The sequence below is a fragment of the Plantibacter sp. ME-Dv--P-095 genome (genome assembly GCF_030209365.1).
Lineage (GTDB): Bacteria > Actinomycetota > Actinomycetes > Actinomycetales > Microbacteriaceae > Plantibacter.
In genome coordinates, this window is record NZ_JARVSB010000009.1 from 335,613 (window position 1) to 356,278 (window position 20,666).

Annotated in this window: 17 protein-coding genes; 5 read left to right on the top strand and 12 right to left on the bottom strand. The window is 69.2% G+C overall.

Annotation, left to right across the window (positions count from 1 at the left end; all coding sequences use genetic code 11):
- Window positions 1–26 precede the first annotated feature (26 nt).
- Window positions 27–764 carry a glycosyltransferase family 2 protein gene (locus QRN26_RS13710; protein WP_056012766.1) on the top strand — a complete coding sequence of 246 codons (738 nt, stop codon included), beginning with the start codon at window positions 27–29 and terminating at the stop codon, window positions 762–764.
- Entirely contained in the window at window positions 761–1,159 is a 399-nt protein-coding gene (locus QRN26_RS13715) for a DUF2304 domain-containing protein (protein ID WP_285037218.1), read from the top strand. The genes QRN26_RS13710 and QRN26_RS13715 overlap by 4 nt, the downstream gene beginning before the upstream one ends.
- Window positions 1,160–1,183: 24 nt before the next feature.
- On the opposite strand, the gene QRN26_RS13720 is transcribed toward QRN26_RS13715, so the two are convergent.
- Genes QRN26_RS13720 through QRN26_RS13730 form a run of 3 tightly spaced genes read right to left on the bottom strand, consistent with a single transcriptional unit; the run spans window position 1,184 to window position 4,819 of the window.
- On the bottom strand, window positions 1,184–2,464 hold the full coding sequence (locus QRN26_RS13720) for a hypothetical protein (RefSeq protein WP_285037219.1): 1,281 nt from the start codon (window positions 2,462–2,464) through the stop codon (window positions 1,184–1,186).
- Between the two features lie 4 nt (window positions 2,465–2,468).
- The gene (locus tag QRN26_RS13725) at window positions 2,469–3,554 is read right to left on the bottom strand and encodes an NAD-dependent epimerase/dehydratase family protein (protein ID WP_056012771.1); all 1,086 of its coding nucleotides are present in this window, start codon (window positions 3,552–3,554) and stop codon (window positions 2,469–2,471) included.
- Window positions 3,551–4,819, bottom strand: a complete 1,269-nt coding sequence (locus QRN26_RS13730) for an acyltransferase family protein (protein WP_285037220.1) — start codon at window positions 4,817–4,819, stop codon at window positions 3,551–3,553. The genes QRN26_RS13725 and QRN26_RS13730 overlap by 4 nt, the downstream gene beginning before the upstream one ends.
- A 208-nt stretch (window positions 4,820–5,027) precedes the next feature.
- On the opposite strand from QRN26_RS13730, the gene QRN26_RS13735 reads away from it, so the two are divergent.
- Complete coding sequence (locus QRN26_RS13735) at window positions 5,028–6,689, top strand: DUF2142 domain-containing protein (RefSeq protein WP_285037221.1); 1,662 nt, start codon at window positions 5,028–5,030, stop codon at window positions 6,687–6,689.
- A 23-nt stretch (window positions 6,690–6,712) separates the two neighbouring features.
- Here QRN26_RS13735 and QRN26_RS13740 read toward each other — a convergent pair whose 3' ends face one another.
- The 8 genes from QRN26_RS13740 to QRN26_RS13775 form a co-directional block, all read right to left on the bottom strand.
- A complete protein-coding gene (locus QRN26_RS13740; RefSeq protein ID WP_285037222.1) occupies window positions 6,713–8,068 on the bottom strand; it encodes a hypothetical protein in 1,356 nt (451 codons plus the stop codon).
- 132 nt (window positions 8,069–8,200) lie between these two features.
- The gene (locus QRN26_RS13745; protein WP_285037223.1) at window positions 8,201–10,393 is read right to left on the bottom strand and encodes a hypothetical protein; all 2,193 of its coding nucleotides are present in this window, start codon (window positions 10,391–10,393) and stop codon (window positions 8,201–8,203) included.
- Window positions 10,390–10,863, bottom strand: a complete 474-nt coding sequence (locus tag QRN26_RS13750) for a hypothetical protein (protein WP_056781652.1) — start codon at window positions 10,861–10,863, stop codon at window positions 10,390–10,392. Before QRN26_RS13750 ends, QRN26_RS13745 begins: the two co-directional genes overlap by 4 nt.
- A 95-nt stretch (window positions 10,864–10,958) precedes the next feature.
- Window positions 10,959–11,894: an NAD-dependent epimerase/dehydratase family protein gene (locus tag QRN26_RS13755; RefSeq protein ID WP_285037224.1), complete on the bottom strand. Its 936-nt coding sequence runs from the start codon at window positions 11,892–11,894 to the stop codon at window positions 10,959–10,961.
- Entirely contained in the window at window positions 11,887–13,122 is a 1,236-nt protein-coding gene (locus tag QRN26_RS13760) for a rhamnosyltransferase WsaF family glycosyltransferase (protein WP_056781649.1), read from the bottom strand. Before QRN26_RS13760 ends, QRN26_RS13755 begins: the two co-directional genes overlap by 8 nt.
- Before the next feature lie 16 nt (window positions 13,123–13,138).
- Window positions 13,139–14,674 carry a glycosyltransferase family 2 protein gene (locus QRN26_RS13765; RefSeq protein ID WP_056781646.1) on the bottom strand — a complete coding sequence of 512 codons (1,536 nt, stop codon included), beginning with the start codon at window positions 14,672–14,674 and terminating at the stop codon, window positions 13,139–13,141.
- 4 nt (window positions 14,675–14,678) lie between these two features.
- Window positions 14,679–14,939 (bottom strand): hypothetical protein, encoded by a 261-nt coding sequence (locus QRN26_RS13770; RefSeq protein ID WP_157580017.1) that lies wholly within the window; start codon window positions 14,937–14,939, stop codon window positions 14,679–14,681.
- Between the two features lie 82 nt (window positions 14,940–15,021).
- Window positions 15,022–15,966 (bottom strand): class I SAM-dependent methyltransferase, encoded by a 945-nt coding sequence (locus QRN26_RS13775; RefSeq protein WP_056012798.1) that lies wholly within the window; start codon window positions 15,964–15,966, stop codon window positions 15,022–15,024.
- 191 nt (window positions 15,967–16,157) lie between these two features.
- Here QRN26_RS13775 and QRN26_RS13780 point away from each other — a divergent pair, with 191 nt between their 5' ends.
- Window positions 16,158–16,997: an ABC transporter permease gene (locus QRN26_RS13780; RefSeq protein ID WP_056012801.1), complete on the top strand. Its 840-nt coding sequence runs from the start codon at window positions 16,158–16,160 to the stop codon at window positions 16,995–16,997.
- On the top strand, window positions 16,994–17,734 hold the full coding sequence (locus tag QRN26_RS13785) for an ABC transporter ATP-binding protein (protein ID WP_082456132.1): 741 nt from the start codon (window positions 16,994–16,996) through the stop codon (window positions 17,732–17,734). The genes QRN26_RS13780 and QRN26_RS13785 overlap by 4 nt, the downstream gene beginning before the upstream one ends.
- 24 nt (window positions 17,735–17,758) lie before the next feature.
- Here QRN26_RS13785 and QRN26_RS13790 read toward each other — a convergent pair whose 3' ends face one another.
- Window positions 17,759–20,656: a putative glycosyltransferase family protein gene (locus QRN26_RS13790; protein WP_285037225.1), complete on the bottom strand. Its 2,898-nt coding sequence runs from the start codon at window positions 20,654–20,656 to the stop codon at window positions 17,759–17,761.
- Between the last annotated feature and the right edge of the window lie 10 nt (window positions 20,657–20,666).

Below are 20,666 nucleotides of genomic sequence, written 5' to 3' on the forward strand. Positions count from 1 at the left end.
ACCCTCCGATTGCTAGGATTCCGCACATGACGATCTCCCTCGACGGCACCCTCATCGTCATGCCCGCGCTCAACGAGGAGGCCTCGGTCGCCGCCGTGGTCCGCGAGGTCCACGCGAAGCTGCCCGGCGTCGCCGTGCTGGTCGTCAACGACGGCTCGACCGACGCGACGACGGCGGAAGCCAGGGCCGCCGGTGCGATCGTCGCCGAGCTGCCCTTCAACCTCGGTGTCGGTGGGGCCATGCGCGCCGGTTTCAAGTACGCCCTTGCCCACGGGTACCGGAACGTCGTCCAGGTCGATTCCGACGGCCAGCACGACCCCTCCGGCGTGGTCCGGCTGGTGGAGGAGCTCCAGAGCGCCGACCTCGTGCTCGGTGCCCGCTTCGCCGGGGAGGGCGACTACGCCGTGCGCGGCCCGCGCCGATGGGCGATGGTCGTGCTGTCCGGCGTCCTCAGCGGTGTGGCCAGGACGAAACTCACCGACACGACGAGCGGATTCCGGGCGACCGGCCCACGAGCCGTCCGGCTCTTCGCCGAGCACTACCCGGCCGAATACCTCGGCGACACGATCGAGTCCCTCGTCATCGCCGCGCGCTCGGGCTGCGTCATCCGACAGGTGCCCGTCGCGATGCGCCCACGCGCCGGCGGAACCCCGTCGCACAATCCCTTCAAGGCCGCGCGCTATCTCGCCCGCGCCGGACTCGCGCTCGTCTTCGCGCTGATCCGACCGCCCGTCGCGCTGCACGACGGGGTGGTGACCGCGTGATCCCCCTCGGCACCTACCTCCTCGGCATCGTCGCCGCGCTCTTCACCCTCGGTCTCGTCATCGAGATGCTGCGGCGACGCCAACTCCGCGAGCGGCACGCGATCTGGTGGCTGATCGCCGGACTCCTCGCCCTCATCATCGGGGTGTTCCCGCAGGTCCTCGTCTGGGCTGCCGGGGTCATCGGCGTGGAGATCCCGACGAACCTCGTCTTCTTCGTGAGCATCCTCATCCTCTTCCTCGTGAGCATCCAGCACAGCTCGGAGCTCACCACCCTCGAGAACCGCAGCAGGACGCTCGCCGAGGAGAGTGCCCTGCAGGACCTCCGGATCCGGGCGCTCGAACAGCGGCTCGCCGAGTTCCGCGGCGGCGACGCACCGACCGACGGCCGGGGCTGATCCGGGCCGAGGCCGGTCAGGCGCTCACGAGCGCGGCGGGCGCTCCGGCGACTCCGGCTGCGCGACGGTCGGACGGCGACCGAGCAGCGCGGCACCCTGGACCAACAGGCCGGCCGAGGGACCGACGGTGAGTGCCAGGATCGTGCGCTCGTGCAAGCCGATCGGGAGGAGGAGCACCCCGACGGTCACGACCGCCGCCACGATCCACCCACCGGTGAAGGCACCGTGCTGGGCGCGCGACAGGGTGGCCGCTCCGGTGACGCAGAGGACGCCCACGAGCCCGGCCGTGGCGACGAGGAGCGCGATCGTACCGCCCGCGAGGACGTCCGGTCGGCCGAACAGGACGGACAGCGCCCAGGGCCCGAGCCACCAGGCGAGCAGGGCGAGGAGACCGGCCCCCACCACCACCAGGGCGGACAGGCGGGCGACCCAGCCGAGGACGGCGGCCGCATGCGATCGGAAGACCACGACGAGGTAGCTCTGCAACGCCAGCACCACGATCACGACGGGTGCCCTGGTGAGCGTGATGGCGTAGGTGAGGGAGCCGAACGCGTCGGCGGACACCGTGTCCCCCGTCGCCTGGATCATCAGGGGCAGGCCGCTGACCATGACCCCGGTCGCAGCGGCGGCCACCACCGTTCGGAGGACGTTCCAGCCGAGCTCCCGCGGCCCCACGTCGATCCCGAAGCGGCCGACCACTCCGCGCCGGACGGCGATCCAGACCACGACCGGAGTGATGACGAACGGTGCAGCCACGCCCCAGGCCAGCACCGCGGTGTCCGAGGTCACGAGCAGCATGAGGCCGACGATCCCGAACCGCAGCAGGCCGTCGACGATGGTCATGGCGGCCGCAGCGGCCCAGAACGACAGTCCGTACAGGACGCCGGAGACGGCCGCGACGACGAGGTAGGCCGAGACGCCGACGATGAGCGGCAGGACGAGCGACCAGCCGTTCGTCGGGAAGACCGCCCCCACCCAGATCCAGGCCGACGCTGCCAGCACCACGGCGACGAGCGCGGCGGCGATCACGGTGAAGTCGCGGACGACGGGGGCACGACGGCCTGTCACGTCGGCGGCGGGGTCGAGCGGGTGCGCTGCGCGGGCGACCTCCTGCTGCACGCCGGACAGCGCGCTCACCAGCAGGTAGAGCGCCGACCAGAAGACGGCGAAGGAGGCGTAGGCCGCCGTGCCGAGGGCGACACCGGTCAGGACCTGGAGCACGTACCCCGCACCGCCGCCGATCGCGGTCGCCAGCAGGATCAGGACGGCGCCGTTCGGTCGTCGGCGCGCGACCTCCTCGGGCAAGCCGTTATCCCCGGACGTCGGAGCCACGCTCGGCGGCGATCCACTCCTGGAGGGCGGCGACCCCGCGCGTGACGTCCCACGCGGGAGCCCAGTCGAGGCCTGCGAGCGAGTCCTCGATGCTGCACTCGGCGTGTCGGACGTCGCCGTCGCGGTACATGCCGTTGACCACCGGTGCCGGTGCGCCGTGGTACGCCGCGATCGCCTGCGCGAGTTCGAGGATGGTGGTGCCGACACCGGAGCCGATGTCGAAGCGGGACACGTCGGCGGAGGGTCCGGCCGTGATGACGGCGCGGAACGACTCGGCGATGTCGTCGATGAACACGAAGTCGCGGACGATCCGGCCGTCCTCGTACACCTGGATCGTTCCACCGTCCATCGCCAGCTGCGAGAACAGCGACACGATGCCCGTGTAGGAGTTGATGAGCGACTGCCCCGGACCGTAGACGTTCTGCAGCCGGAGGATGGTGAGCTTCGCGTCGTGCGCGGCGGTCCACGCGGCGAGGATGTGCTCCTGTGCGAGCTTGGTCGCCCCGTAGACGCTCGTCGGGGCAGGCATGGTGACCGCAGCCCGGCTGGGCAGCGGGGTCGCCTCCGGGAAGTCCCACTCGCCACGCTCGAACTGGGCGTGCGTCCGCTGGCCGGGCTCGAAGACGGTGCCGTCCGTCCGCTGCCACTGGCCTTCGCCGTACACGGCACGACTGGAGGACAGGACGAAGTGCGCGGGCACCTGCCCGGCACGCCCGAGGGCGTCGAGCATCTCCGTGGTGCCGACGACGTTCGCGTGGGCGTGGCTCGTGGCCGCGTGGAGCGACTGCGCCGTGCCGGTCTCGGCGGCGAGGTGCACGATCACGTCGGGGGCGACGTCCGCGAGCAGCGCGTCCCAGGCGGCGGCGTCGGTGACGTCGCCGACGACGAGCTCCGCGGCCTCGTGGAGGTCGGCCGGGCGCTCGGCGCTCGGGTGGACCTGCGGGTGGAGCTTGTCGATGACGACCCAGCGGTCGGCGGCCGCAGCCAGCTTGTGCGAGAGCGCGCAGCCGATGAAGCCGGCGCCTCCCGTCACCAGGACGGTTCCGAGGGTTGAAGCAGTCACGACGTGGTGTCCTTAGCTGTAGGCGATTCGACATTCGATGCTACTGGACGACCCGGGCCGGGCTCGACGGCCGCGGACCCGCCTCGTGGGGCGAGCCAGCCGATCCCCCGACCGGGACCCCAGTCCTTCAGGGCCATGGCCCGCTTCTCGATCCCGTGCCAGCTCAACCAGGCGCACCCCGCGGTGACGAGGATGGTGAGGCCGACCCACGGCCAGTACCCGAGTGTGTTCCACCCGAGGAACGCCGTGAACTGCTGCACGAGGAAGCCGTAGACGTACATCCCGTAGGAGTAGTCGTTCTTGGCGCCGATCCACTGCACCCGCTTCGGGAGTCGGGCGGCGAGCCAGAGCACGAAGTAGGCGAACGCGGGGTACCCGATCTGCACCCAACCGACGGTCAGCAGGGTCACGACGACCACGACGCCCGCGGCGACGCCGAGCAGGTCGTTGAGGGGGATCCGCTTGGAGTAGACGGCGAACGACGCCCCGATGAGGAACACGAGCGTCAGCTTGATCTTGTTCGGATCGGCGAGCGCCGGGGCGACCATCCCGACGATCTGCGGTGCCAGACTGTTGACGATCGACAGGACCCAGAACGCACCGGCGAGCGCGGGCACGACCCACCGCCGGTGTCGGAGCACACCGAGGACGAGGAGTGCGGCGACGAGCAGGTAGCAGCCCCATTCGAGCGCGAGCGTCCACAGCGAGCCGTTGAAGACGCTGTACCCGACCGTCCGGCCGTACGGGGTCGTCGTCTGGAACACGTCGTACACACCCCACTGGCGGATGCTGAGGTCGGCGTTCTGGAAGATGTACATGATCGGACCAGAGCCGATGTAGTCGCGGAGGCCGTTGCCGGACATCCGCCACGCGATGGGTCCGACGATCAATGCGCCGACGCAGAGGACCGCCCAGAACGCGGGGAAGATCCTCAGGCCCCGGCGCCAGAGGAACTGCAGGATGTCCGCCGAAGCACCGCTCTTCGCGATGAGGTAACCGCTGATCGCGAAGAAGCCGATGACGGCGAATCCGCCGATGGTCTCCTGCCCGTTGGTCCATCCCTTCGACGGGTCCTCTCCCCATCCGCCGGTGGGGAACGCGTGGGAGAAGATGACCATCGACGCGAGGATCAGGCGGAGGACGCCCAGGGCGTTCCGATGCCCGTTCAGCCCTTCCGAGAGGGAGACGCGGTCGCCGCGCAGGAAGCCACGGCGGTCGCTGCGGCGCCCCGGCTGATCGAACGGGACGTTCGTCGTCGAAGTCATGCCATCCATTCGGTCGGAGCCGCCCAGGCGGGCGCGGGCGCACGATCCGCGGCCTGCAGGCCAGAATACCCCGGCAGCCCTCCTGCTGCGGCGAACAACGGCCCGTCGTCAGCGGGTCCGGGCGGCGCCCCCGGTAGGATTGCGAGCGGTCTCGACTCGGCCCGATGAGTCGCAGCATGCTCACACGCCACCGATAGGAACGACCGCAATGGCCCCGACCTTCCAGGCCCCGACCGATCTCGAGTCGACCGAGACCTCGTGGCAACGTCGGCGCTGGCTGACCTTCCTCGTCGCCTTCGTCGCCCTCCTGCTGCCGATGGCGCTGTGGGCTCTCGCCTCCCCCATCGGCTCGGTCCCGGACGAGCCCTCGCACGCCATCCGCGCCGCCGCGGTCGCCAGGGGCGAGGTCGTCGCCGTCCCGTGGTCGAAGAACCCGACCCTCACCGCTGCGACGGTGCCCGAGAACATCGCCAACGCCCACGACCTCCTGTGCTTCGCGTTCGACGCCGAGGTGACCGCGGACTGCCAGACCCCGCTCCGGGACACCGATCAGACCCTCGTGCAGACCGGGTCGTCCGCCGGCCTCAACAGTCCCGCCTTCTACGCCCTCGTGGGATGGCCGTCGCTGTTGCTCGACGGCGACGCCGCGTTCTACGGCATGCGGATGGTGAGCGCCCTGCTCTGTGCCGCCTCGCTCGCCGTCATGTTCATGCAGCTGACCCTGCTCCCCCGCTTCCGGTGGGCTGTCGTCGGGGCTGTCGTCGGCATCACGCCGATGGTCGTGTACCTCGCCGGATCGATCAATCCGAACGGTCTCGAGGTGGCGTCGGCCGGTGCCCTCTTCGCCACCCTGCTCGCCACCTTCCGGGGATCGCTGCGTGGGCGTCGACTGGTGGAGCAGGCGGGACTCGCCCTGGTCGCCGCGTCGGCACTCCTGACGACGCGGAGCATCTCCCTGCTCTGGCTGTTGGTTATCGCGGTCGTCGCCCTGCTCCTCGGCCGGCGCGAACAGGTGCTCCGGGTCCTCCGGTCTCCGACCGCCTGGGTGCTCATCGTGGCCATCGCCCTCGTCGGCGGCGTGACGGTCCTCTGGTACCTCACCCCGCCGACGCTCGCTGCTCCGTCACCGGCCAGCGCCGTGAGCCCCGTCAGTCTCGCGTTCGTGTTCTTCTTCACCGAACTGCAGACGTTCGACTTCATGTTCGGGATGATCGGCTTCTTCGGATGGGTCGACACGAGCTCACCGTCGCTCACCCTGGCCGCTTGGACGACCGGGATCGTCCTCATCCTCGCGGTCGCCTTCCTCTGGGGACGACGCAGCACGAAGTGGGCCCTGTGGGTCCTCCTCGCGGTGACCGTGCTCATCCCCGGGCTGACCCAGCTGGGCGTCTACGCCCAGTACGGCTTCATCTGGCAGGGACGGTACACGCTCGCGATGCTGCTCTGCCTGCTGATCGTGGCCGGCCTCGCGCTCGACGACGCCGGTCTCGGGGCGGACGGACGCGTCCGTCACTTCGTGACCGGCGGATACGCCTTCCTCTTCATCGGGCACCTGTTGGCCTTCGTGATGGTGCTCCGGCGCTACATCGTCGGCGCGAACGGGAGCCTCTCGGAGATGTTCTTCAACGACGGGTGGGAGCCACCGTTCGGGTGGAAGTCGCTCGCCCTCATCTACGCGATCGGGTCCGCACTCACCGTGCTGGTCCTGCGGCGACTCTTCATCCGCTCCGCCGGGGCGAGCATCTCCCGCGACGACCTCCTCGTCACCCCCGCCGAACGGCAGGAGACGGCGGAGATCGAACGGCTCGAGGGTCTCGATCGCGCGCGACGTGGCCTCGCCCGGCCGTCACGCCTCGACCCACCCCGCTGACCGTCCACGCTCGGCGGGTCGGCTCACTGCGGGATCGTGAGGACCAGGCAGTAGCAGAGGACGGCGACCACCAGGAAGGGGATCCGCATCGCGCGACGCTCTGTGAACAGCAGCCCGGCGCAGGCGAGTGCGAACGGCAGGAGCGACAGGCCGTAGCGGGGGACGAGCGCGATGTACTGGCCGGTCAGCACCGCTGACACCACGGCGAGGACCGGCGCGGAGACCGTCGCGACGAGGATGGTCGACACCGCGAGGTTGCTCTCCGTGGACAGCCCCCGCGACGAGCCCCAGAGGCCGATCAGACCGCCGGCGACCAGCAGCGTCAGCACCCCGACCGGGATGATCGCCCCACCCCCGGTGGAGGCCGGGTCGAGGGCGCCCTCGGCGAGGGCGGGGATGAAACGGAACAGTTCGTCGGCCAGCGCCGAGGGCGTGAAGCTCGCCGACGCGACGAGGGCCCCGGCGTCCCCGACGGCGATCGAGGATCGGACGACCATCCAGACGAACTGCGCGACGACCGCCGCGAGGACTCCGCCGACGGTGATGAGCACCAGTCGGTCCCTGAAGAAGCTGCTCACCGGTCGCGGGCGGCCGCGCACGGCGCTGAGGCGCTGCAGCATGAAGAACACGGCGACCGCGGCGAACGGCAACAGGAGCTGCAGCTTCAGCAGCGCGGCGAGGACGGCGGCCCCGGCGAGCCACCAGACCGCGGTCCGGTGCTCCGCGGTGCGGAGCGCCAGCAGCAGGGCGACGGCACCCGCCGCCATCGCCGGCGCATCGGTGCTGATGAAGGTGTTGGACCAGAACGCCGCGGACGAGCCCACCATGAGGAGCGACAGCGAGGCGCTCAACATCATCGGGATCAGCAGGCGGCGGAGCGCGAAGAACAGCGCCACGGCCGCGAGGGCCAACCAGAACATCCCGGTGAGTCGTGCCGCGCTCACGAGGTCCACGCCCGCCATCACGAACGGCTGCGCGAGCACCCGGGTGATCGCGAAGTACGCCGGGGTGTAGATGTCAGCGCTCGTGATGCCGCGATTGGGGAACCCGTTCGGGTCGGCGATGCTCTGCGGATTGCAGTGCGTCTCGGGCCAACCGCCGACGTTCCGGACGTTGTGACAGGCGAGGTAGGCGCGGGCGAACTCGCTGACCCCCTCCCCGGTCCGCACGACCCCCTGCGACGACACCTTCGCGACGTAGTCGATGTACATGTACTCGTCGATCGGCGAGACCGCGATGTGCTTCGGGACGTGGACGCCGACGAGCACGGCGCTGGCGACCATGAGGAGGACGGCCACGGCGCGCTCCCAGAAGCGGGTGTCGCGGCGACGGAACAGCTGCGCGATGCCGCCCGATCTCCCCTTCGTGTCGGTCTGCACGGTCAGCCTCCCCCTCGATGTGCCAGGTCTTGGATCCCGCACCGGGCCCCTGGCAGGCGGATCCGGCGCGTCAGCAGCACGACGGCCTCGCCACCGCGATCATCTCGCGGCGGCGAGGCCGCTCACTCGCTCTCAGTAGGATACGGTCTTGCAGCCGAGTGAGGTGTTCGCCCCGACGTTGGACCATGCCGTGCCGATGGCGATCGCACACACCTGGTAGGTGCCCTTCTGGTCGAGCGTGATCTGTTCGGCGAAACCGTGGTTGGCGCCGGCCCAGGGGTAGGCACGGGCGACGTCGTTGCGCGTCTCGTCGGCGACGAAGGGGAAGCCCTTGACCGTCGCGTCAGGCCGCGTCACGTAGAAGTGGACCTGGATCGGCGTGCCCGCGAGGTCACGGTCCACCGCCCAGCCCGACACGGAGAGCGTCGCCTTGCCGTCGGTCGTCGGGGTCACCGTGGCCGAGTCGAACGCCCCGGTCGGTGGCGTGGTCCCGAAGGTCACCGTCTGACAGGGGAACGGCGTGTTCAGTCCGACGCTCAGGGGCGAGACGGCGATCCCGTACACGCAGACCGTGTAGGTACCCGTCGCCTTGACCGGGAACGACTCCCGGAAGCCGTGCGCGCCCGAGATGCCGAAGGCGCGGTTCACGTCGTCGCGAGCCTTGTCCGCCTTCCGCGAGTACCCCGTGGTCACGCCGCTCGGGTCCGTGATGTAGACGTGCGCGCCGATGGATTCAGCGGGCGAGCCGGCGTCATAAGTCCATCCGCTCACGGAGATAGCCGGAGCCGTCGGCGTCTGGTCCGCGACGATGGCATCGACCTGGCCGTTCGGGAACGCCTTCACGTAGTTCGCCGACTGGCATTCGAGCAGGCGGTTCGCGCCGATGTTCTTCCAATACGTCGGAATGGCGTAGGAGCACACCTGGTAGACGCCGGGCGTCGTGACGGGGATCGACAACTCGAATCCGTGGTTGGCGCCGGCACCCGGGAAGGTGGCCCCGATGTCCGGACGGGGCTTGTTCGCCACGAGGGACGTCCCCACGACCTTGCCGCCCGGCTGCGTCACGTACACGTGGACCTGCGAGGAGACCGACGAGGCGTCGGGATCGAGCGCCCAACCGCGGACCTTGATCGCGGTGGAGCTTCCAGACCCGGTCGTGACGAACTCGTCCACCTTGCCCAGCGGCGGGTTCTGCGAGACCACCGTCGTCTGGCACTGCAGGAGACGGTTGTTGCCCGACAGCCCGATGCCGTAGACACAGGCCTGATAGGTGCCGCCCTGGGTGACCTCGATGTTGGTCGAGAAGCCGTGCGCGTTGCCGGCACCCGGGTAGGCGCCCCCGACGTCCGGCCGCGACTGACTCGCGACCAACGGGGTGCCCTTGACGCTGCCGTCAGGGTAGGTCACGTACACGTGCGCCTCGATCGAGCTGGACGACCGGTTCGAGTCGAGGGTCCAGCCGCGGACCGACAGCGTGGCGGTCTTCGCACCGACCGACGCCGTGAACTGGTCGACGGAACCGATGGGGTTCGGGACGTCGGTCGGCGATCCGAACCAGTCCGAGTACATCCGCCAGAAGTTGCGGTTGCCGTAGGCGCCGCATCCGTCGCCGGTCCCGTACAGGTTCGCGAGTGCGGACGCGTTGGGCTGGTAGGGCGTGTAGTTGTACAGTCCGGCGGTCGCCGCGTTCTGGATGTAGACCTGGCTGCTCCCGCACGCGGCGTTGGGGTTGAACCGCACCGTGTTCACCCGGCCGGGGACGTGGTTCCACCGGGTCGGGTTCGCCTGGTAGTTCTTGAACTGGAGGGCTGCGGCGTAGACCTGGTTGAAGAAGCCGTAGTAGGTCGAGTCGCAGTCGGCGGTGTCCGGGCAGCCGTACCCGGTCGCGCTCCGGTACTGGCGCGCACTGGGCCAGTCGTCGGTGATGATCCCCTGCTCCTTCTCGAGCAGGACGATCATGGCCATCTGGCTGAACCCGCAGGCCTGACCGACCTTGGCGATGATCTGCGCGGCGGACTCGTTCGCAGCACCGATGTACGCGGCGCAGCGTCCGCTGACGGCAGCCCGTGTCGGCGTGGCCTGCCGGTAGTCCTTCAGGCAGGTGTACCCGGAACGACACGTCGGGACGGCGCTGTTCAAGAACGACTGCACCTCCCCCGCGGACATCGACGCACCGTCGTAGAACAGCCCGTCGGAGATGATGTTGCCGGGGTTGAAGTTCCGGGCGTCGGCCGCGCTCGCCGGTCCGGCGGTGGGGATCACCGTGAACAGCCCCGCCAGGAGCGCGATGACCGCGATCATGACGGCTGGGAATCGACGTCTCATGGGATCTCCAATGGGGAGCTGGCGGAGGCGAGCTCCGAGATGGTGGCTGAGGTGTAGCTGACCGAGGCGCTCCACGGACCGGAGGTGAACTGGTCGATGGGCACCTGCACGGTGCCGCAGCTGGTGGTCGCCCGGTCGGCGAGTCCTTCGGCTTCAGCGGTGACGACCGCGTCCCCCGCGGTGAAGGTGAACGTGCAGGTCCCGCCGTTCTCGATGACGCCGGCGACGTAGGCCGACGCGGACACCGCCGCACCGTCGGCGTCGACGGTGGCGAACACGAGGACGGCCTCCGGTGGGATGGGGGTCGGGTCCTCGCCCTTCGCGGTCGACTCGTTGCCGGGTGCCAGGGTCGAAGTCGTGGGCGACGGCGACGACGTCCCCGTGGTGGGTCCCGTGCATCCGACGAGCGCGGATGAGACGATCAGGAGTATCCCGACGTATTGCCAGGTCGGCCTCGTACGGTCGCTCATTGACCTGTGTCCTCTCAGCGGGTGGTTGTACCCCGAATCAGGGTAGCGGGCCCAGCGGCCGGTCTCGGACAATCGTTACCAGATCGGCGCGTCCGTCATCGCGCGGCGTCGCGCTCCTCGAGGATGCCGTTCCAGGTCGCCCGGACGCCGTCGTCGAGCGATTCGAAGCCCGGACGCCCGAATTCGGCCGCATACCGCCCGATGTCGAGGACCACACGATCGACGAAGGTCACGGGCACCGGGCGCACCTGTTCTTCGAAATCCACCCCCGTCACACGGCGGAGGGAAGCCAGCACCTCGCTGACCGTCAGCCCGCGTCCGCTCCCGAGGTTGTAGACCTCGTGCTCGTGCTGGCGACCGACCATGCGCGTGATCATGCGGACGACATCGTTCACGAAGATGTAGTCGCGGACCATCGAGCCGTCCCCGAACCGGACGACGGGCTCCCCGACGGCGATCTGTCGGAGCGCGATCGGGATGAGACCCTGCTTCTTGTTGTGGTGCTGCCGCGTGCCGTACGGGTTCGAGATGCGGAGCGCCGTCGAACGGAGACCGCGGACCGCCTGGAAGTAGCGCAGGTAGTTCTCGATCGTCAGTTTGCCGATGGCGTACGGCGACACCGGCAGCGTCGGGTCGGTCTCGACGTACTCGGCGCGGTCCTGGGCCCCGTAGATCGCTCCGCCCGTGGAGGCGAAGTAGAAGTGACCGACGCCGGCCGCGGCACAGCTCTCGAGCATCTCGACCGTCTGCGCGACGTTCGTCCGGATGTCGAGCGTCGGGTCGTTCTGCGCCGTCGCCGGGGTCGTCGTCGACAGGAAGTGGAACACGAGGTCCATGCCGGCGACCGCTGCGTCGAGGTCGGACCGGCTGAGGAACTCACCGCGGACGATCTCCACCCCGTCGGTGTCGAAACTGGGCTCGCGTGAGCTGAACCGATCGAACGCACGGACCCGGTGTCCGTCGGCCTTGAGTGCGTCGACCAGGTGCGAACCGATGAACCCGTTCGCACCGATGACGAGGGCGTCAGCCACGCATCGCCCGTTCGAACGCCTCGACGAACTGTCGTCCGCTGTCGTCCCAGCTCGTGTGCTCCAGGGAGTCCGCCATCGCGATCGAGCGTTCGACGGCGTCCTCCCGCGAGACCACCTCGACGAGGCGCTTGGCGATCGCACCGGGTGCGGGCTGCACGTACTCGATGAAGGGGTTGTCCGAGACAAGCCGGTTGTTCGGCGCGTCGTTCACGACCGGTGCCACGCCGCTCGCGATGAGTTCCAGCGGGAGCAGCGACATGTTGGAGAGGGAGAGCACGAGCCCTGCCGCGCAGCGGTTGTAGATCGGGTTCAACTCCGAGATCGACAGCCCGGAGAGGTTCTTGTACTCGAACGGGATGTCCCAGTCCGAGACGTCCCAGCCGGCCATGTTGATCGTGTAGTCCGGTCGCTGCCTGGCGAACTCGCCGAGGGCGATGACCCCCAGCTCGAACGCACGCCGCGGGGTGACCGGGCGGGCGTAGAAGAAGATCTCCTTGCGCGGCGCGCGGTTCGTCAGGCTGTAGTGCGTCCGGTCCACCGAGAAGTCGAAGTGGTCGGTGGGCATGCCGTACTCGTCGTGCAGCTTCTTCGAGAGCCAGCCGCCCGCGGTGATGCCGTGGAAGCCGAAGTGGTAGGTGTTCTCGGCCAGGATGGCCTCCGAACCGGACGGGTAGAAGGCCGGTTCGAAGTCCTGGACGAAGTAGAAGCGACGCGCCCGTGACCGATCGCGGAACACCGGGTAGGCGGTCTCCCAACCCGTCGCGAAGATGGCGTCGACGTCGTCGGCCACCCCGCGCTCGTCGAGGTTGTGCACCCGCGCCCGCACGTCGGGGTACGCCGGCGACTCGCGGAGCAGCTGCTTGAGGTCGGATTCCTTGACGATCACGCCGAGGCTGTTGTAGATGTACACGCTGCACGTGTGTCCGGCGCGCTCGGCGTAGTCGATGAAGCGGAACAGGTTCTGGTGACCACCGCTCGTCGCGCTCGGCGGCGACATCACCCAGGCGATGTGCGACTTCCGGTCGCGGACGACGACCGGGTCCGACAGCTGCGGGCCGGGCTCCGTCCAGTCGACGGCGAGGGCGTCCTCGAGTTTGACCGGGAGGATGAGCTTCTTCCCCGCGAACCTCGACTTGATGTTCAGTTCGACGCGCTTCCAGAAGAAGCGGGGACCTTCGTGCTTCAGGACGGACAGGGCGTTCCTGAAGGTGGTGATGACTGATCTCATATCGGCGGACCGACCTCTATTCCGGGAATGGCCAGTATTGCGGCTGGTGGAGTCGGTGGCGCCAACGCCGTCCGAGGGTCTCGAGCTCGTAGGCACGGACACGTGCATCGCGGGTCTTCGACTCGAAGTGATACAGCTCCGCGCGCGGCGTCCAGTAGGCCTGGTAGCCGAGCTCCGCCACCTTGAGGCAGAAGTCGACGTCGTTGAACGCACCGGGCAGCAGCGTGGTCATACCGCCGACCTCGAGGTACACCGATCGCGGGAACAGCGAGCAGGCGGCGGTCACGCCGCCGACCTCGCGCTCGACCTGGAACGCGTGCTGCGATCCGGCCGCACCGCGCGGGACCTGCAGGCCGATGTGCGTCGGGCTCCCCATCCAGTAGTGGTGTCCACCGTGCTGGATGGTGTCGTCCTCGTAGTAGAGCATGCAGCCGGCCATGCCTGCGCCGGGGAGCTGCGCGAGGCGCAGCAGCGACTCGATCCAGTCGGGCGTGATGACCTCGACGTCGTCGTTCAGCATGAGGACGTACTCGCCGACGGCGCTCAGCACGCCGCGGTTCGCCTTGGCCGCGAAGTTGAACGGCAGGTCGAAGTCGACGACGACGAGGCGGTCGCCGAGCAGTGCGCGGGCCTCGTCGATGACGGCCGGCTCGGGGTCGGTGTCGACGACGAGGACGACCTCGAGGTTCTGGTACGTCGTCCGTTCCACGAGGCCGCGGAGGGCGTGCAGGAGGTAGCTGTGCGGTTCGCCGCCGGCCCGCAGCGGCGCGCTGAAGCGCGCCTGGGTGGGGATGACGACGGACACGAGCGGCTCGCCGTGGAGCGGACGCACGGTGGTGTGGACGCCGTCCGCGGCGACCGCACGCACCTCTCCACCGCCGGTGGCGGCGAGGTGTCGTTCGAGGACCGTCCGGACCTGCTCGAGCCGTGCCTCGGGGAAGGCACCGATGTCCCGGCGCGACGGTGCGTGGAACAGCACACGGGGCACGTGGAGCGTGACCGCACCGGCCTGGACGCACCGGAGTGCGGCGTCGTAGAGCTCGACGCCGTCCACGTCGTGGGCCAGCCCGCCGATCTCGGTGAGGGTGTCGCGGCGGAACAGCAGGAGGTCGCCGTAGTAGAACTGGCAGCGCAACCGCTCCGGCGCGGGCCCCTGCTTGGAGACCACCTCGATGCCGCCGTCGGGACGGACGGCCGACTCGTCGGAGTACACCACCGCGGCGTCGGGCGCGAGCGCGAGCCAGTCGACGAGGGTCTGGATCGTCTTGTCGTCCGGCACGCCGACATCCGGCAGGACGCACACGAACCGGCCGCCGGCAGCGGCGACCCCGGTCTCGATCAGTCGGCTGACCGGGGCGGACGCCTCGGCGTCAGCGCGGACGATCGACCGGTGGTCGGCGACCGTACCGACGGGAGCCACGAGCACGAGTTCCCAGTCGGCCTGACCGGTCAGCGAGGCCAGCAGGTCCTGGACGCGGGCGGCGTCGGGACGGATGACGAGGAAGGAGACGAGCGGAGCACCGGTCGTCCCGGAAGCGGAGGGGATGGCCATCGGGTCAGGCGCGTCCGCGCTTCAGGATGCGGAGCGGCGCCAGCACGGCACGGCCCGCCTTCCAGGTGCGGGTCGAGTGGACCGCGGCGAGCTGCTGGCGCAGCCCCTGCATCTCGCGCTCGAGGACGTCGAAGTCGTCCTTCGTCGGCGAGAAGTAGATCGATGCGCGGGCGAGTTCGGCCTCGAGCCCGATCACCCGGTCGACGAGTGCGAGCACTCGTTCCTCGCCTGCCAGTTCGGCCGCCGTCGGGCGTTTCGTCGTCATGGTCATTCCCTCGTTCGATTCCGTCGGGCGGGTTAACCCGACGAGTCTAACATCGGGCCGATCCCGGCCCAGTGGCGGTCGCTCAGCGTCGTCGGGCACGGTCGACGAGCCGACGGAGCGGGCTCGTCGCCCGCCACACGGTGCTGTCGGTCACCTCGGTGAAGCGGTCGCGAGCCCGCTGCAACTCGATCTCGAGCTGGGTCGCGTGCAACCGCACGGCACCGAGCTCGGCCTCCTGTCGCTCGACCGCCGCCAGGGCGTCCGACCGCTCCTGCACCAGGCCCGCCCGTGCCGAGACGACCGCGCCGAGGCGGGCGTAGTCGGCGCGCACCGCATCAGGGTCGGCCCGTCCGGCGGCGAAGAAGTCGACGAGCGGCTGCGGGAGGTCGCCCAGGCCGAGCACGCCGAGCCCGTGCCCGTGTTCGAACTGGAACGTCGAGTCCGGGTACCGCTCGCAGAGCTCGGCCCAGAGTCGATGGACACCGAAGCCGCGCTCGAACTCGAAGGTGTCGTGGAAGATGACGACGGCCGTGGCCGCGAGCTTCGGCCGGTAGGTCTCGAAGTCCTCCACGGCGTCCTCGTAGCGGTGCCGTCCGTCGATGTGCAGCAGTTCGATCGACCCGTCCTCGAACTGGTCGACGGCGTCGCTGAAGTAGGACCGGATGAGTCGTGAGAACCCGGTGTAGGAGGCCTCGTTGATCTCGGTGACCGACCGGTAGACGTCGTCGCCGTAGAACCCGGCGTGCTCGTCGCCCTCCCAGCTGTCGATCGCCGAGCAGCTCGTGTCGAGTCCCAGACGCTGCACGGCCTCGCAGACGGCGAAGTAGGAGAAGCCGTTGTGGGAGCCGAGCTCGACGAAGCTCGACGGCCGCAGCGCGTCCACGAGCCAGAAGGCGAAGGGGGCGTGTTCGTGCCAGGCCGACGGGACGACGTGCGTGGGCGACCAGTACGAGGCCTTGCCCAGCCAGGAGACCGGGGTCTCCGTCGTGATGTCACCGAGCCCGAGCGCCGAAGCACCTCTCATCATCGAACCGTTCCTCTCGTCGACCGCGGACCGTCGAAAGCCGAACGAGTCCTCGTATCCGCGATCAACCCTAGGCCACGGCGCGGAGCGGATGACGGGCGGCGCGGGCCGCGCGGGTCCCGGGCTCTCAGGATGGCTACGGTATATTGTCCGGGTTGCGCACCCGTGTCACCCGAACCCCAAATCGAGGCTCCATGCAGTATCTCAGGGATCTGGCATCCGCCAGGGAACTCCTGGCGAATCTCACTCTCCGAGACATCCGCGGCCAGTACAAGCGGACCATCCTCGGTCGCCTGTGGTCGCTCGTCAGCCCGCTGTCGTCGATGCTGGTGTACTCGTTCGTCTTCTACTTCCTGCTGCGCGCCGAGCCGGCGCCCGGCGACCCGAGCGGCCTGCACATCTTCGCCGTCTGGCTCCTCTGCGGCCTCCTCCCCTGGTCCTTCTTCTCCGGGGCACTGTCCGCGAGCATGAACTCGATCGTCGGCGGCGCGAGCCTCATCACCAAGGTCTACTTCCCGCGGGTCGTCCTCCCCATCTCCTCCGTGCTCACCATGGGGTACAACTGGCTGTTCGAGATGGGCGTCCTCGTGATCGTGCTGTGCGCGGTCGGTGGGTGGGGCGTCATCGTGTGGCTCCCGCTCGTCGCCGTGTTCATGGTGGTCCTCGCCGCCTTCGCGACCGGCGTCGGGCTCATCCTCGCGATCGCGAACGTCTACTTCCGCGACACCCAGCACCTCGTCTCGATCCTCCTGCAGATCTGGATGTACCTGACCCCGATCATCTACCCGCCGTCGCTCGTGGAGGTCCAGTCCGACAAGCTCGGTGGCCTCCTCGGGACGGACATCACGGTGATGAACATCTACGAGTCCAACCCGATGTTCCACTTCGTCTCGGTGTTCCGGAACCTCATGTACGACCAGCGTTGGCCGGACCCCGCGGATGTGCTCGCGTGCATCGCCTGGGCGCTCGTCGCACTCGTCGGCGGCTTCCTCATGTTCACCCGTAAAGAGAAAAGACTGGCCGAGATCCTATGACCGAAACCGCCGTCCACGTCGACTCCGTCAGCAAGAAGTTCCGCCTCTACCACGAGCGGAACCAGAGCCTGAAGTCCGCCATCATGCGCCGAAAGATCTCGGTGCACGAGGACTTCTGGGCCCTCCGCGACATCACCTTCGACGTCCCCGTCGGCTCCACCTTCGGGCTCATCGGCAGCAACGGTTCCGGCAAGTCGACCCTGCTGAAGTGCCTCGCGAAGATCCTCTACCCGGAACACGGGAACATCAGCGCGAACGGGAAGGTCGCCGCCCTGCTCGAGGTCGGCTCCGGCTTCCACCCCGAACTGTCCGGCCGGGAGAACGTCTTCCTCAACGGATCGATCCTCGGGATGAGCCGCAAGGAGATCCAGCGCAAGTTCGACGACATCGTGTCCTTCTCCGGCGTCGAGCAGTTCATCGACCAGCCGGTGAAGAACTACTCCTCCGGCATGTACGTCCGTCTCGGATTCTCGGTCGCCATCAACGTCGACCCCGACATCCTCGTCGTCGACGAGGTGCTCGCCGTCGGTGACGCCGAATTCCAGCAGAAGTGCTTCCAGAAGTTCGAGGACTTCAAGGCCGCCGGCAAGACCGTGATCCTCGTCAGCCACTCGATGGGCACCGTCAAGCAGATGTGCGACCACGCCGCCTGGATCAACAAGGGGAACCTCGAACTCGTCGGCCCGGCCGATCCGGTGATCGCCGCCTACGAGGCGACCTACCCGCACCAGGGCTGAGCACGCTGCTCGGCCCTCGCCGAGCTACCGAGCGTTCGTCGGCTCCGGCTCGTCGCTCCCGGCGGTGGCCCGCGCACGCCGACCCCATCGGATCACCAGGGTCCCGACGACGATGAGCACCGAGAGCCCGACGCCGACGCGGGTCGCAGTGATGCCCTGGTCGAGCCCGGGCGTGCGATAGGCGAGTTCGATCCGGTGCTCGCCGGCCTCGACCCGGACCGCGGCTCCCGCCTGCTCCGCGTCGACCAGCGGACTGGCGACCCCGTCGACCGTGACCGACCACCCGGGGCGTCGGAGCGAGTCGGCGAACACGACCCATCCGGCGTCGTCGGCGTCGATGTCGACCACGGTCCGGTTGAGGTCCCATCCCTGGTCGCGCACCTCGACGTCGGCGTTGGACGCCGTCGTCGGGGCACTGTCCGCGGTGGTCGCCGTCGGGTCGACACCGATCAGGTCGTCGGGATCCTCCAGCAGCACGGTCGCGGACGGCAGGAGCGGATCCTCCATGAGGGACACCCGGCGCGAGGGGTCGCGCTCGACGAGGCCGTCCGACGCCCAGCGCACCCGGTCGAGGGCGGTCGCCCGCTCGACGACGGTCGCGTCGCCGGTGTGCGCGACCGTGAGGCCGTCGTCCATCGGACGGTTGAGCGACACGGCGGCGGCCTCGGGTGCCAGTGCGTCGGCCGCGATCCGCCCCTGTCCGTGGTCGATGGAGATCTCCGCCCGCCAGGACGCGTCGGGGGCGATGCCGCTCCCGTCGATCGCCACACTCCGCTGACCCTCGATGGTGCGGTACCACGTCGAGGTCGAGGCCAGGACCTCCTCGGTCACCGGATCGACGAGGGTCACCTCGAGGGTGGTGCCGCCCTCGGCTCCGAGGACCGGCTCCAGCATCGGGAAGGACAGGCTGCGCACCGGTCCGGTCCGCACGGTCGAGACGGCGATCTCGCCGTCACCGATCGGGACGGCCTCCTCCGACGCCGGAGTGTCCTCGTATCGGCCTGGGACCGGGAGGTTCGGCTCCATCACGACGTACTTCACGGCGAGCCGGTCCAGGATCGGGGACTCGATCGACGAGATCAGACTCGGGTAGTTCAACGTCGAATAGGTCGCCGAGGCGAGCGACTCCGTGTCCAGGCGCAGGAGGAGGGACTTCCACTCGACGGTCTGGAACGTGTGTCCACCGAGCGAGCGGACCCGGTACATCGAGTTCGTCCCGGTGAGCATGGCGTGGTCCACCGACGCGTACCGTGACTCGCCGAGATGCTGCTGGAGGAACCTCGTGGTCGGGGTGTCGGGGTAGACACTCGCGGTGTCCGACTTCGGCCACCAGGTGTCGGCGACCATGACGGCCGGCGCGGCCACGATCAGCGGCACGAAGCAGAGCGCGACGATGCGGATGCCCCCACGCCGGGTCGCGAGCACGACGATGACGAGCGCTGCGGCGACGGCGAGCAGCACCACGGTCCAGACGACCTGCGTCTCGAGCAGCGCGGTGAACCGTTCCGGCGCGGACACCACGGCGCGCTGGAGCGCGACGGCGAGGAGCGTCGCAGCGGCGATCCCCGAGCCGAGCGTCGCGAGCCCCCAGAGCCAACGACCGAGCGGTCGACGCGGCGTCGCCGGCGGTGACACCGGTGCCGTGTCGCCCCGCTCCAACAGCCGCCCGAACCCGACGCCCGCGAGGACGGCGACGAAGAAGCCGAGCATGACTCGCAGCCGTCCGATCCGGTTGCTGTCGAAGATGGGGAGCTGTTGTGCGGTGCCGAGGAGCGGTCCGCCGAGGTACACCAACAGCCCGGAAAGGATCAGCGCGACGGCGAGGAACAGGCTCATGTCGCGACGACCGCCCCGCCGCTTGAGGAGGATCGCCACGACGGCGAGGACCACCGCCGCCGCGCCGACGTAGGACAGGCGCTCGACGGGCGAGCTGTTCCCCCAGGTGTCGCCGGAGCTCACCTCACCGACGAGGCTCGGAACGAAGGCCGAGAGCAGGTCGTCGATGCTCAGGTGGTTCTCCGGCCCCTGTCGCCGACCGCTGAAGTCGAGGACGGCGACGGCGTTCAGCGCGAACGGCACCAGCGTCCACGCGGAGAGCAGGAACCCGAGGACGACGCCGGCGGCGCTGACTAGGCCGGCGGTGATGACCCGCCAGAACCGGCGGTGGACCACCGTCGCGCGCACCAGGACGTAGGCGGCACCCGCGTACAGGGCGTACCCGACGATGGCCGGGAACCCCCCGAGGAGCATGCCCGCGAGCACCAGCCCCAGCGGCACGATGTCGAGGAGGCGCCGACGGACGGCCGCACGGTCGAGTGCCCAGAACAGGAGCGGGATGAACGCCGCGACCCTGGTCTGGGGCCAGTTCGTCCAGGAGATCATGAACCCCGAGGCGAGGAAGACGACACTGGCGATGGGCCATGCCTGATGGGGCACACCGAGTCGTCGCAGGAACAGCGAGCAACCGACGGTCACGACGATCATCTCGACCAGCTTCGTGAACCCGGGGGCGACGGCGACCGGCAGGAACCACCACCCGAAGGAGATCGGCGAGTACAGACCGGAGTTCGGGAGCCCGCCGAGCTCCGAGCCGCCGGCTTGATACGGCAGCCACTCGGCGAAGAAACCGTGGCGGGCAGCCTCGACGATCGTCCACATCTGCGGGACGCCCGAGTCGATCGTGTCGCCGATCATCGCGTTGGTGCCCACCTCGGTCGATCCGCCGGCGGACGCCCACGGCGCGAACCGGAACAGGATGTCGGTGCCCATGAAGGTACCGACCCCGATGAGCGGCAGTCCGATCGACAGGACCACGAAGGCGATCAGGGACGCCCAGGCCACGATGCCGAGCACGCGGAGCGCCGTGACCGGGACGGTGGGACGCGAGGGGGCGTCCGGTGCCGTGTCCGGTTGAGCAGTCATGGGCGTCCTG